Origin of the sequence: Paenibacillus tyrphae, from assembly GCF_024158745.1 — a bacterium.
Lineage (GTDB): Bacteria > Bacillota > Bacilli > Paenibacillales > NBRC-103111 > Paenibacillus_G > Paenibacillus_G tyrfis_A.
In genome coordinates, this window is record NZ_JAMZAW010000003.1 from 1 (window position 1) to 13,454 (window position 13,454).

Here is a 13,454-nt window from a genome sequence, read left to right on the forward strand (position 1 = left end):
ATCTACATATTCCTAAGCAACTTACTAACCCACGCCTCTGAAAATCCTAACATTTTAGCTAGCTCTTTTTGTGAGGCTTCAGGGTTTTCCTTAATCGCTTTATGCAGGCGATCCAATGCTTCTTTCCTTCTTGAAGTAGTTTTTTTCTTTTTTGGAAGTGTTCTTTTTACCTCCTCAACTCGTTCACGTTCTACCCGCGCCAAGAAAACTTGAAGCGCCGGAAGGCTTTGGATACAGGACTTACAAATATAAAATTTTTTGAAGTAAATGGTTTTTTCCTTACTTAAGCAAAACAAACATTCTTTGCTATTATATCTATAAACTATAATCGCCTTTCTCTCGTCATCGCAAAAATACTCCGTCTTAACATTGGTATCAAGATTCAATGCACGCCTAACCTCCGTGGGGATCGTAATTCTCCCAAAGTTGTCTACCACTCTAATAATTCCGGTTCTTATGTCTTCGTGCATCAAAACACCTCAAAATAAAAATGTCCATTAATAAAATGAATTAATTGTCATAAAAACGGCTCTAATTTAAACACTTCATCTTCCTTGTTTGAGCGATTAAAATATAATTATCTAACTCTTGACTTAAACGAACGATATGTTCACAAGTCAAACTCTCTCCTTGTTGTACAGCTTCTTCCATTTGTCTAAGAATGGTCATCATTTCTTTTTGCAATTCTTCATCGTTCATATTGAGTATTGAAGAATCCGACACCTCCCTTCTAGTAACTAATAATTTCATGCATTATCCTCCACTCAAGAGCCTCCATTAAACCTTAAGAAAAGTATATTGGTTTTCCCTTTAAAATGGATTTTTTAGAATTTAAAGAAAAAAAAACATAAAACAAATAAAAAAACAGGCGAATATGCCTGTTTCAATAAATTGGTATATGTTTACGTTAAAGATAATATCCAAAAATTTTCGAGAAAAATAATCTTTACAATTCGGAGTCAAGTGTTTTAATAAGTGACATCCTCCAAATGGAAAATTTTTTTTATTTTTTTGATCATAGTTTTGAACGAGTCATCCTTGGTTCCGACTATAGATAATATTGATAATAGAACGTTAATGCATTCATCTCTCTTTTGAAAAGCACCAACTTTCTCAAACGCCTGAAGGCTATTAACAAAACTTTGTAGTTTTTTATTTTCTAAATTTTACCGCTCGCAAGCTTCGATTGAATCTAAGTTTAAACATTTCCCGCTTCGGCCAAATAAAAAAGAGGCTCACTGGCCTCTGAATCATGTTAAGGGTACTTCCGGTTCATCCACAAAGGTTTTTGTGTGGTATGCACCCCTTTTTTCTACACAAAAAAAGAAGCACTTATGTTACATTATTATTCCGATGACATGTCATCCTTCCTTTCCAATAAGGATCCTATAACCAATCAGATTTTTATCGTTATGATCCGGATAACGACATTTGTGGAAGGAAAATTGTTAACTTTCTTTCCAGATTCAAGGTTGGCTAACGATCAGTATTCATCATTTACAACTCTGGTGCCTTAAAGACGATGTTATGTCGCTAAAAAGAGAGTCTAAGAGCCCATTGTCACAAGATCTTCAAATTCACTCAGCCTACCTTTAACCTTTTATTGATATCCTAAATATTGGAAGATAATAAAGAATAGGATGGAGTGAAGTTGATGAGAAAAACAAAGTCCATAGTCGTTGCCGTTCTTGCCCTTGCCCTTCCGGCCGCAGTCCCGACATCATTATACGGAAGCTATGCCTATGCAGCTGGCGAACTCCGGGCCAACGTGCTTGCTGCAGCGGAGACCGATGCCGTAAGCAGCGGCAGCGATGCAGCCGATGACCCTTCGATTTGGGTACACCCCTCCGACCCGTCGAAGAGCGAGATTATCGCAACGAATAAAGACGGCGGAATTCTGGTTTATGACCTTAACGGCAAACAAAAATATTCTTATCCGCTGGGCAAAATGAACAACATCGACGTACGCTACGGTGTGCCTCTGGCTGGGAAAAAGGTAGACATTGCAGCAGTGACGAACCGTACGACGAATACGATCGATATTTTTGCCATTGACTCCTCTAGCGGAGCGCTCAAGCAGATTAACGGTACGCCGATCGAATCCAAGATGAGCGAAGTTTACGGCTTTAGCCTGTATCACAGCCTGAAAACGGGAAAATTCTACGCGCTTGTTCTCGGTAAAGCAGGCGAATTTGAACAGTACGAATTGTATGATAATGGACAAGGCGCCCTAAACGCCAAGAAGGTGAGAGCCTTTCAACTCGCATCCCAATCGGAGGGAATGGTAGCGGACGACGAATACGGCCGATTGTACATCGCGGAAGAAGAGGTGGGCATTTGGAAATATAGCGCTGAACCGTACTGCGATGAGTCCCGTAAGCTGGTCGCAGCGGTTGATAGTAAGCGGCTGACGGCCGACGTTGAAGGACTAACCTTGTATTACGGCAAGGATGGGGATGGATACCTCATCGCCTCGAGTCAGGGCAGCAGCAGCTACGCCGTGTTCGATCGCAAAGACGGGGACTATAGGGGAAGCTTCGTTATTGCAGACGGTCCTAAGATCGACGGTACAAGCGAAACCGACGGCATTGATGTTTTGAGTTTCGGACTCGGCAGCGCTTACCCTAAAGGAATTTTTATTGCTCAGGACGATCAAAATCTGCAGGACGGAGCGGTGATCAATCAGAATTTCAAGATTGTGAAATGGGATGCTATCTCCAAAGCGTTCAAGAAAACATTCGGAGACGATCTTGATATCGATAACGATGTGAATCCAAGGAAACTGAAAGACCGACAGGACGATTAAAGAAAGCCCGGAGCGGATAAAGCGAACAATCAAGCCTAGCTAGTAATAATTATACCATGCGGTCTATTTATGCTTTTGCTATTAGATGCTTTCCCCGGTACCGCAGAAGCCCCCTTGTTTTGCTACAGGGGGAATCATTTATAAGCTCAATCATTGGTACGTACCAACATCTTGCATTGCTTTAATCCACTTTTTTAAAAAATACTCTTAAAGATAAATACAAAGTCGAACTTAGAAGAGTTAACCCAATAACATTCCAAACTAGTTCCATAGAAACACCACCCAATCTTAATTCATGAATCTATAATACTACTATTGGAATTATTTGTCGAATTATATGGGTATTTTAGACCACCTCCAACTGATTCAGGTTAGCGTATACTAAAAAAGGGAATGCAGATGCTGTAACATCTACACTCCCATACACAATAGCCGCTTTTAAGGGCGGTGGCTTTCAAAGGGTATGCCAAAGAATAGACCGTTTACCTTTGTCGAGGGCGGTCTATTTCTTTTTCTGCGAAAGTTCGATGATCTTTATAATCAGCGTCAGTACGTTTTCACATCCACAGGCATTACCTCCCTTCCGAGAGGCAAATTAACATCAACGCTATCCGAGAAATTTGGAAACACATTTAAACTCTGGGTAGACACTGAAACAGGAGTTCTCCTTAAATTACTAACGTTCGATGCGCAGCAAATGAAACAAGTCGACTTGAAGTTCTCACTAATTGAAAAAGCCTAACACATAAATACCGGATGGATGATACAAAAGGATTTACGAACATTAAAGAAAGCGCTATGCTGTCAAATAGCCACTCGCTTGCTTGAAATAATCGTGGATATGGCAGCTTTGTTGATCAGAGTATCGTTTCCATTCACCTCTAGAACAATCGTATATTGATCATGAAACTTGACTACCCCTCTCATTTGAAATCCATTTTTGGTGATTAAGGTAACGGGTATCCTCTCCTCGCTTAAAGTATTCAGGAAATTGCTTTGCACAGCTTCATTTGATTTTGTTTTGTTCATTGGAATATCCCTCTCTATGTTTTAGGATTCCATATTATTTTAACATAGTTGGTTACATTTACCAAATAATACCCTCTGAGCACATTTCGCAAAAAAAGACATTCCCCGCGAAGAGAGAATGCCTCCATGTTGATGTGCCGAGTGAACCTTCGTTGATGACAAAACAGAGGTCGGTGCCGGTATTCGCATGTTCTTTGATCGCAAGTCACGTCAAAGTCAGCACCTTCTCCCGGCCCTTACTTGTTCACATTTTTGCTGTATAAATTGCCGCCTCCGATTCGGACATCGTCGTGCGCTTTCGTGCCCGTAGTGGCGCTCGTGGCATTGACAACGTATCCTGGCGCGCTATCGAGATTCACCTTATTGTTATAAAACGTATTGTCCTTTCCGGTCGGGTACTTGGAGCCGTGTGTGCGTACCTGAAACGCGTCCGCCACCTTCGCATTCCCGTTCCGGTAACCCTCATTGTAACGGATCACGGAATTGACGCCCTTGACGTCGATGAAGCTGTCGGCGCTGTTGTCTCCCGTCATGCCGGTTCCGTTGAAATGGCAGTACTCGACCACGGTGCCGTCGGCGCCCTCTTTGATATCGATGTGCTCTGCCGTAATCCCGCCGTCGAAGACGGTGTGCCGGATCGTATTGCCGATCACGGTATGCTCGTATGGCGAGCTCTCGTCCGAGCCGACATAAGCTCCTTCCCCATACCCCGGCTGGTAGTTGCCCGTATCGTAAATTTTGGAGTATTCCAGCGTATTGTATGAGCTGCCGTCCCGAAAATGGACGCCTTCGTCCCCGATCCGATGCACTTCAACGTTGTTCAGCAGGTTGTTGTTGCCGTTATCGACCACGATTCCTTTTTGGGCGTTCGTAATGATCAGATCGCGAATTTCCCAATAATCCCCCGTCAAATGAATACCATAGGACCCGTCGTTTACCGCTTTTCCCGTTAAAATCGCCCGGTTCCCGGGATCGCAGCTTTTCAGCACAATGTGAGCGGCGGCCGTCCCGTTTTTCGGCGAAAAGAACAGTCCGGGCCCATAAGGATCTTCCGGTGTTCTGGGCGTATCCCCGGACGTCGACACGTCGCCAAGATAAGTCCCCGGAGCAATGCTGATGATATCGCCGGGCTTCGCGTTTTTCATCGCGTTTTGAATCGACGGCGTCGAATTCAACGCGCCCGAGCACCCGGCTCCGACCGCATCCGTCGTCGCGTTGACCGGATTGCTTGCGCCGGAAGCGTTGCCGGCTGCATCCTTCGCTTTGACCGTGAAGGTGTATGTCGTCTTCGGACTTAATCCGCCGACGGTCGCGGTTGTTCCCGTCACCGTAGCAGCCAATGCCGACCCGTTATACACCTCGTAGGCCGTGACACCCGTATTGTCGGTAGAGGCATTCCATGCGAGCGATACGCTGGAGGAGGTTTTGCCTGTAACCGACAGCCCGGCTGGCGCCGAAGGCGGTTGCGTATCGCCGCCGCTTCCCCCTGCATTCACGATAAGAACAGGGCGTATTGCCGCATTAGCATGTTCTTTGGTGGCGTAATCGGCGCCCAAATCCTCGTCCAAGCCGACAAGCCGGAAGCTGACGGTTCCGTCGGTCTGGCTTTTCACAAAAGCGGTCGCATCAAAGCTGACGTACGCGCCTTTTTGGTTGACGGTTGCCGTGCCCATGGAGGTTCCTGCTTCCGTGGGCTGGTTCGCGGCGTTAATCGTCGCTTCGCTCCACGCGTCGTTTTGCAGCCCCCTGGCTTCCAGCTTGTAGGACGTCGTGTTGCTGTGAATATTCGTGACATACAGCTTCAGGATCGCCGAGCTGATGTTTCCGCTGATCGAAGACAGGTTGAATTTCACATAGCCCTTGCGGTCGTAAGAGGCATTGGAGGCTCTCAGCTTGACGCTCATGGTGTCCGAAGAGCCGTAGTTGTCGTTGGCATACGTCCCGCCTCGAACGAAGCTATCTTCGGCTGCCGTCAGCGTTATAGGCACAGGGTTCTGCGTGCCTTCGCTTGTCGTTACTTTAACGGCGTTGCTCGCTGCGGAGACGTTGCCGGCGGCATCCTTCGCCTTGACCGTAAACGTGTACGTCGTATTCGGGCTCAGCCCGCTGACCGTTGCGCCGGTGCCGGTTACTGTGGCGACCAGCGCCGTGCCATTGTAGACGTCATAGCCCGTGACGCCGACGTTGTCCGTGGAAGCATTCCAAGAAAGCGACACCGAGGAGGACGTGACGCCGCTTGCCGTCAAATTGGCCGGTGCCGACGGCGCTTGCGTATCCCCGGGATTGCTGCCTTTGCAGTTCAATACGGCCGTTCCGCCGCCCAATAAAGAGCTTCCCGAAAACGTCAAACAGTCGTAGACCCCTTTGTTCGGAGCGAGCGCGTAGTCCACTTTCTCGTTATCGGTCCAAGTGCTGATGAGCGTCCCGGCCGGCTTCTCCAGGTGCGCCCACTTGCTTCCGTCCCAGCCGATTTGATAGATGCGGTGAGGATCGTTATAAGGCGCATACGTCGTGTAGCTTCCGCCGTCCGTTTCCTGCTTGCTCATCGTGTTGTTGAAAAACACATTCTGCTCGCCGGTCGAGCCCGACCACTTGGACGCGTGAGGCCCCGCTCCGTACCAGATGGGGTACCAAGTTCCGCCTTCCGGCTCCGAGCCGCCTTCTCCCTCGCCCCAGCTGCGATGACGGAATGGAACGGTAATGACGTTGTTCTCGATGAGATTGCGGCGCTCCCAGCCGCCGTGCAGATTCATATCCACCGTCATCGTATTGCCCGAGACGACGTTGCCCGTAGCCGACCATTGCAGCGTCAGATGGCGGACGCGGTCGATCGTATTGTTCATAATTTTGCTGTCGTACAATTTAGAGCCGCGGAAGTAGCCGTGGCCGCCTTTGCCTTTGTTCCACGAACCGAAAATGACATTGTCCCGAAACTCCATATATCTGGCAAATTCGGTGACAATCGGGTGCGAGCCCGTCATGTAGGTGCGGATGCCCTTCACCCAGCCGTTTTGCGCCCATTTAAACACAATCGCGTGGATCGCGTATTCCGGGGCCTCGTTTGTATACTTCAGACCGACGCCGTTCGGATTGGTAACCGGATCGTAATCGTTTACATTTTTATTGCTGTACTGCGTGTAGGAGATGTCTTGCGTAAAATAAAAGTTTTCAAAACCGACGCCTTCCACGAGCTTGATCGGCATGACCTTGCTGTAGTAGGTCGTTCCCAGAATCGTCCCGCCGTTGCTGTACGGAATGTCAAATTCCAGCGGCTTGTCGATCGTCAGCGTATCCCCGCTCAGGTTTGTCACTTTAAACATTTGGCTGCGCATGTGCTGATTGATCCAGTAATTTTGCGGCGCGCCCATCATTTGATAAAAGTCCGCCGTATTGGCCGCTCCGACGTAGACCGTGTCCCCGGCTTTGAATTTTTTGCCGCCTCCGCTGGCCAGCTTGATCTGATTGCCGCCCTTCGTTCCGCCGCCGGCATTGGCAACTTTGACGCCGGATTTCCAGTGAAAGTTGATGCTGCCTTCATAGTCGGGCTCGCCCGGATCTTTGTCCCGGTCCTCCACGCGAAAAGCGCCGTACCCCGGCCACAGCTTGCCGTCGATGACGGGCAGACCATTGTCCGATGTATACGTGCTGGCAGGTCTGAACACAATCTTCGTTCCCGTGGCCGGATCAGTGCCTGCGCCTCGGAAGGTCACCCAGCTGGCATCCGCCCGGATGAATTTGCTCAGATTGATTTCCCCGGCGGGAAATTGCAGAATCGCCCGGTTCGTCTCGCTAACCTTGGCGCCGTTGACGGTTAACGAACCGCTGCGGATCGCGTCGATGACCGCCTGCAGCGCGTCGGAATCGTCCTTGCCCTCGTTGGCCTTTATGCCTTTGGCGGCCAGATCGATGACCGTCCCTCCGGTCGGCAGCGGCGCCCCGCCCTTATAGCCCGCATGGGACCAATCCGGAAGCGACGGGTGCACCCCGGCGGCCTCCGCTTGCGAAGCCGAAAAAAAGCCCCAGGAAGTCATGGCAAGCGCCGCGCTCAGCATCAGTATCAAACCTTTTTTTGCTGCCAATATAAACAGTCCTCCTTCTGGTAAATAGGTTTTACTGCCTCTCTTGGACGGAAAATCAGCTGCATATCGTACCGGCCCATGAATAGTATGAAATCCCCCCTTTTATCGGCGAATGGAAAACCATTTTCTGGGATGTGTGAAAAAATATTACGTTAATTAAGTTGTAATCCCATTCATCCAAATAAGGAAGCGACAAATTCTAGGCGGAGTGTTGTTTTCTTTAGGTGTCCCTCTAGATCTTGTAACAAGGCGATCAAGCCTCTCATATCTCCAAATGTCAAGCAGTAAAGAAGTCGGGCCTTTGGAACGGCAAGCGGATCATTAAATATATTTGAAATGCCGAAGTCCGCGTGGAATATATTTATAGCAGGAAGGCTATTTGCGCAAAGCTTGGCAGCTGTGCAAGGAGCGGAACGTGCTGTTTATCGCCGACGAGATTCAGACCGGCTTCGGGCGGACCGGCCAAAGGTTCGCATGCGACTGGGAACAGGTCGTGCCCGATATGTATATACTGGGAAAAGCGCTCGGGGGCGGCGTACTGCCCGTCTCTGCCGTAGCGGCCGACCTGGAGGTGCTGGAACTGTTCTCCCCCGGCTCGCATGGCTCGACCTTCGGCGGCAATCTGCTCGCCTGCGCCGTCGCGATCGCTGCGATGGAGGTCATCGAGTCCGAAGGACTGGCCGAGCGCTCCCGGGAGCTGGGCGAGTATGCGCTTGAGCGGCTCCGACGGCTCCGCAGCCCGCTTGTTCGTGAGGTTCGCGGGCGCGGGCTGTTTATCGGGATCGAGCTGGAGACGGCGGCAAGACCTTACTGCGAAAAGCTCAAAGAGCGCGGAATTCTGTGCAAGAAAACGCACGAGCATACGGATTCGTCTGACTCCCCCGCTGATTATTGCCTAGGCAGAGCTCGATATGGCGCTGGAGCAGCTCGAAGAAGTATTGCTGCCGCAGCATGAGAGCGCATAGACTCTTAAACTAAGCGCAGAAGAAGGAGCTGGACTTCATGACCCGCACAAACTCAATCACCCTCCTCGGCGTTCCTTTTGACTTGGGGGCCGGACACCGGGGGGCCTGCGGTGGACCGGAGGCTATTATGCAAGCCGGTCTGCCGGAAAAATTACGCCGGCTCGGCATCCAATGGAACGATGCCGGATTGTTGACTTGGCCGGAGCCGCAGCTCGATCAGGATGCGCTTCCTCTTACGGCCCTGAAGCATCTGCACGATGTGCTGGCAGTGACCGAAGCGCTGGCCGCCAGCGTCTCCCGTATCGTGCAGCAGGGGAGCTTCCCGCTCGTTCTCGGGGGCGATCACAGCATCGCGATCGGTACGCTGGCAGGGCTGGCTTCCCACTATAGCCAGCTCGGCGTGATCTGGATCGATGCCCATTCCGATCTGAACACGCCCGATACGACGCCTTCGGGCAACATCCACGGCATGTCGCTCGCCGCAAGTCTCGGGCAAGGCGACGAACGGCTGACCCGAATCGGGGGCATTTGTCCGAAGATCAGGCCGGAGCATACGGTCCTTCTTGGGGTAAGAGATCTCGATCCCGGCGAGAAAGCCTGCATCAAGGCGCAGGGGATTACCTGCTTCACGATGCATGACATCGACCGGCGCGGAATGAGCAGCGTGATGGAAGAAGCCGTTCAGGTGGCCGGCAAAGGCACGGACGGCGTACATCTGAGCTTCGATATCGACAGCCTCGATCCGGTCGAAGCGCCCGGTACGGGAACGCCGGTAAAAGGCGGGCTCAGCTACCGGGAAGCGCACCTGGCTCTTGAGCTGCTGCACGAATCGGGAATCGTGACGTCCGCCGAATTGGTCGAGGTGAATCCGTCGCTCGATACGGGACAGAAGACGGCTCAGCTCGCCGTCGAATTGATCGCCTCCCTGCTTGGGGAACAAATTTTGTGATCGGCTGCCGCACCCCCGATCTGCCGGATGCGTTCGGACGGCAGCCCTGCAAAAGCAAAGCAAAGTGCTTCTGCCGCAGCGTGTACCGCTGTCTGCAGAAGCACTTTATTTCATTTTATTTGCTTACGCATTATGGCGCGGATCAGGCCGCTCTAGAGGTGCGGATAGGCTTTCAACACCTCTTGAAGCCGGAACGCCGCCGTCAGCCTTCCCTCCACTTTCAATTCGCCGGCCATATAAACCTGCATGGCGTTCACCTGCTTCCGCATCAGTCGAAGCAGCGTTGCTTCCGATAAGGTCAGCTTGCAGTCCGCCGCACAGGGCGCCCCGTCCACAAGCTCCGCCCATCCTCCTTGAAACCGCACCTGCAACAGCCGTCCTTCGCCAAAATCGAATTGGTATACCGCATTTAACGTTCGGATCGGCCCCGGATCGGCATTCATCCGCGCGACGAGAAGCTCGATGTCATCCCGTATCGCCACGCTCGCTCACCCCGCTTTTCGCTCCTGAATCGGACGAATCCGTCCATCGGTTCAAGGCCCCGGCGGCACCCTGCCGCCTTCCGCCCGCTTTCTTCAGCCAAACGGCCACACCTGCCGTCAATCGCCGGGCGTTTCGCCTTCCGTTCGTTCCGCCTCTTCTTCCAGCAGCTTTCTACGAAGCACCTTGCCGACCATCGTTTTGGGCAGGTGGTCGCGAAATTCGTAAATATGGGGCACCTTGTAAGCGGCCAGCCGCTCCCGGCACCACCGGTTGAGCTCCTCGGCTCCCGCCTCGCTGCCCTGCTTCATGACCAGATACGCCTTCACCGTTTCCCCCCGGTACGGATCGCACACGCCGGCCACCACAGCCTCCGCCACATCCGGGTGCTCGTACAGCACCTCCTCGATCTCGCGCGGATAAATATTAAAGCCTCCGGCAATGATCAAGTCCTTTTTACGATCCAAAATGTAAAAGAAGCCGTCCTCATCCATCCTTCCCATATCTCCGGTGTACAGCCATCCGTCCTTCAGCACCGCTGCGGTATCCTCCGGCCGGTTCCAATAGCCTTTCATCACTTGTGGCCCGCGGACGGCAAGCTCGCCGACCTCTCCGACCGGCAGCTCCTCCAGTGTCTGCGGGTCGACAACCCGCGCGTCCGTATCGGGGAACGGAATCCCGATGGAGCCGATTTTCCGCCGCTCCCAGATGTTGTTCCCGTGCGTGACGGGCGACGCTTCCGTTAAGCCGTAGCCCTCGACGAGGCGGCCTCCCGAGATGGCCTCAAACCGCTCCTGCACCTCAAGCGGCAGCGGAGCGGCCCCGCTGATGCACAGCTTCAGCGAAGATAGGTTGAACCGCGGCTTGCCAGCTTGCTGAAGAAGTGCAATATACATTGTCGGCGCGCCGGGGAACACGGTCGGCTTCGTCCGGCGGATGGTCTCAAGCAGCAAGCCGGTCTCGAACCGCGGCAGGAGCGCCAGCGTTCCGCCCAAATAAACGGACTGATTCAGTAGCACCGTAAGCCCGAACACATGAAAAAAGGGCAGCGCCGACAAGTACGTTTCCTGTCCGGGCTGCAAACGGTAGGACCACAGCCGGCTTTGAATCGAATTGGCAATCAGGTTATAATGCGTGAGCATCACCCCTTTGGCCCGCCCGGTCGTGCCTCCCGTATATTGGATCAAAGCCAGATCGCGCTCCGCGTCCACCTTCACTTGCCGCAGCTCCGGAGAACCCCGCTCCATAAATTGCCGGAACGGGTAGACGCCGTTGCCGTAAACGACTTTCCGGTCCAGTCCCTGCTTCTTCGCGAACAACGGGTAGAGCCATTTTTGCGGGACAGGCATGTAGTCCTTGATCGACGTGACGATGACATGTCTTAGCTCGGCGGACTCGGCAATTTCTGATACCCTCCGGTATAGCAGATCCAGCGTGACGATCGTCCGGGCCCCCGCATCCTTGAGCTGATACTCCAGCTCGCGCGGGGTGTACATCGGATTGGTCATCACGACGATGCCGCCCATAAGCAGCGTGCCGAAATACGCAATGACCGTTTGCGGGCAGTTCGGCAGCATGAGCGCCACCCGGTCGCCTTGGCGTACGCCATGCTGGACGAGCGCGTCCGCAAAACGGCTCGATTGCTCCAGAAGCGTGCGGTAAGTCATCGTTTTGCCCATAAAATCCAAGGCGGCTCGCTGCGGATACATACGGGCGGACTCCGTCAAAAAACAAGCCAGCGAATGTCGCGGGTAGTCGAACGTCGGCGGCACCTCGGCAGGATAGTGACGCAGCCAAGGCTTGTCGGGCATAAAAACCACCTCCATGCAAGGTTGCCTTGGTCTGGGGGGGCTGCCGCCGACAGTTTCATCAGTTACGCATGACGCCTCGGCGGCAGCCGATTGGGGAAACGGTTAACCGCCCTGATGTCCAAACCACAGGACCGTCCACCTTGACCGTTTGGGGCAAACGATCGGCATGTCCGAAAACGCTACCATTTCCCCTGTACTTGGTAATTTATGCGCTGCACGCTGCGTCTATGCCATAGATGAGCTTCTGGCGAGAAGACAAACGATTGAACAAGGGGGACTGGTTCTGGCGGGATTCTTCTGGGGGAAGTAGAGGAAAACGGAAGCGCACCCGATTCGGGTGCAAATGACGTCTTGCCCGGAAAAGGTGCGCTTCTCTGTGTTAGACCGGCGGCTACACGGCGGCTTAAGCTCCCGCTCCGGCCGATGAGATCAGCCTCTCAAGCTCTTCAAGCCGGATCTGGCGGATCGAGCTGACAATCCAATCGGCTTTCGACAAATCCTGGTCCCCGGAATTTGCATTTTGAAACCCGATGCACGTCATGCCGGCAGCTTTGGCCGCAGCTACGCCATGGCGGGCATCTTCCAGAACGATGCATTGGTCGGGCGAGGCCCCGAGCATTTCAGCGGTTTTCAAATAAATATCCGGTGCCGGCTTACCATGCTCAACCTCTTCGCCGCTGATCACAAAATCGAAATACGAAAGCAGACCGAATTTATTCAGCACTGCCTCAATGAACACCCGTGGCGAGGAGGAAGCCAGACCGATCCGCTTGCTGCCATGCAGCGAATGGAGCAGCTCCGTGATCCCCTCGATCGGCCGGTCGTCCGAAACCTCCAAGTACGCCAGCTTCCGCTTCAGCTGCAATTCGATGATGTCTTCGACGGATGGCGTCAAGCCGTACTTGAGCCGGATTCGAGTCCACATCTCGGGATTGGTCATCCCGACATACGCTTCCAGTTCCTCCTTCGTAATCGGAACGCCAAGCCCTTCCATCACCTCCATATCGACCTTGAAGTGAAGCGGCTCGCTGTCAATGATAACGCCGTCCATATCGAATATAAAGGCCGTAAACATATCGCTTTCCCTCTCTCCCTTCCTGATCTGGCATAGCGTGAAATCTAGCTTCGACAAAGTTCGTCTGAACTGATTTTATCACGCTCCCTTCGGAGCTCCAAGCGTATGCCATCTAGGATCGGGAGGTGAATGCCGATGCTGGGGAAAAGCGCCGATCAACGAGGGTGCCAAGCTGCGTACACCGGTTGGCGACTTGAGATTCGAAGCGTGGATGCCATTGCGGAAAAGGAGCGTTTGACCGAGGAAGATGCCGACAAGCC

Annotated in this window: 10 protein-coding genes and 1 pseudogene; 3 read left to right on the top strand and 8 right to left on the bottom strand. The window is 52.4% G+C overall.

The genetic code is table 11. The features are described from left to right. Window positions 1–2: 2 nt before the first annotated feature. On the bottom strand, window positions 3–386 hold the full coding sequence (locus NI000_RS05195; protein ID WP_309247871.1) for a winged helix-turn-helix domain-containing protein: 384 nt from the start codon (window positions 384–386) through the stop codon (window positions 3–5). A 145-nt stretch (window positions 387–531) separates the two neighbouring features. Further along, window positions 532–750 (bottom strand): Spo0E family sporulation regulatory protein-aspartic acid phosphatase, encoded by a 219-nt coding sequence (locus NI000_RS05200; RefSeq protein ID WP_253408409.1) that lies wholly within the window; start codon window positions 748–750, stop codon window positions 532–534. A 904-nt stretch (window positions 751–1,654) separates the two neighbouring features. On the opposite strand from NI000_RS05200, the gene NI000_RS05205 reads away from it, so the two are divergent. Further along, window positions 1,655–2,806, top strand: coding sequence for a phytase (locus NI000_RS05205; protein ID WP_301292350.1), 1,152 nt, complete (start codon window positions 1,655–1,657; stop codon window positions 2,804–2,806). An 804-nt stretch (window positions 2,807–3,610) separates the two neighbouring features. Here NI000_RS05205 and hfq read toward each other — a convergent pair. Together hfq and NI000_RS05215 are read right to left on the bottom strand one after the other, a co-directional pair. Beyond that, a complete protein-coding gene (gene hfq, locus NI000_RS05210; RefSeq protein WP_253408412.1) occupies window positions 3,611–3,835 on the bottom strand; it encodes an RNA chaperone Hfq in 225 nt (74 codons plus the stop codon). A gap of 236 nt (window positions 3,836–4,071) precedes the next feature. After that, entirely contained in the window at window positions 4,072–7,914 is a 3,843-nt protein-coding gene (locus NI000_RS05215) for a CBM96 family carbohydrate-binding protein (RefSeq protein ID WP_253408414.1), read from the bottom strand. A gap of 367 nt (window positions 7,915–8,281) precedes the next feature. On the opposite strand from NI000_RS05215, the pseudogene NI000_RS05220 reads away from it, so the two are divergent. Both NI000_RS05220 and rocF read left to right on the top strand, forming a co-directional pair. Further along, window positions 8,282–8,813: pseudogene (locus NI000_RS05220) on the top strand (aminotransferase class III-fold pyridoxal phosphate-dependent enzyme); the annotation flags it as partial. Window positions 8,814–8,916: 103 nt separating this feature from the next. Then, window positions 8,917–9,828: an arginase gene (rocF, locus tag NI000_RS05225; RefSeq protein WP_253408416.1), complete on the top strand. Its 912-nt coding sequence runs from the start codon at window positions 8,917–8,919 to the stop codon at window positions 9,826–9,828. Window positions 9,829–9,980: 152 nt separating this feature from the next. Here the strand turns inward: rocF and NI000_RS05230 are convergent, their stop codons facing one another. From NI000_RS05230 to NI000_RS05245, 4 genes are all read right to left on the bottom strand, one after another. After that, window positions 9,981–10,310, bottom strand: coding sequence for an SCP2 sterol-binding domain-containing protein (locus NI000_RS05230; protein ID WP_253408418.1), 330 nt, complete (start codon window positions 10,308–10,310; stop codon window positions 9,981–9,983). Then, window positions 10,294–10,431 carry a hypothetical protein gene (locus tag NI000_RS05235; protein WP_253408420.1) on the bottom strand — a complete coding sequence of 46 codons (138 nt, stop codon included), beginning with the start codon at window positions 10,429–10,431 and terminating at the stop codon, window positions 10,294–10,296. The genes NI000_RS05230 and NI000_RS05235 overlap by 17 nt, the downstream gene beginning before the upstream one ends. Then, the gene (locus NI000_RS05240) at window positions 10,428–12,119 is read right to left on the bottom strand and encodes a long-chain-fatty-acid--CoA ligase (RefSeq protein WP_253408421.1); all 1,692 of its coding nucleotides are present in this window, start codon (window positions 12,117–12,119) and stop codon (window positions 10,428–10,430) included. Before NI000_RS05240 ends, NI000_RS05235 begins: the two co-directional genes overlap by 4 nt. Before the next feature lie 403 nt (window positions 12,120–12,522). Continuing rightward, on the bottom strand, window positions 12,523–13,194 hold the full coding sequence (locus NI000_RS05245; protein ID WP_253408423.1) for an HAD family hydrolase: 672 nt from the start codon (window positions 13,192–13,194) through the stop codon (window positions 12,523–12,525). Window positions 13,195–13,454: the final 260 nt, after the last annotated feature.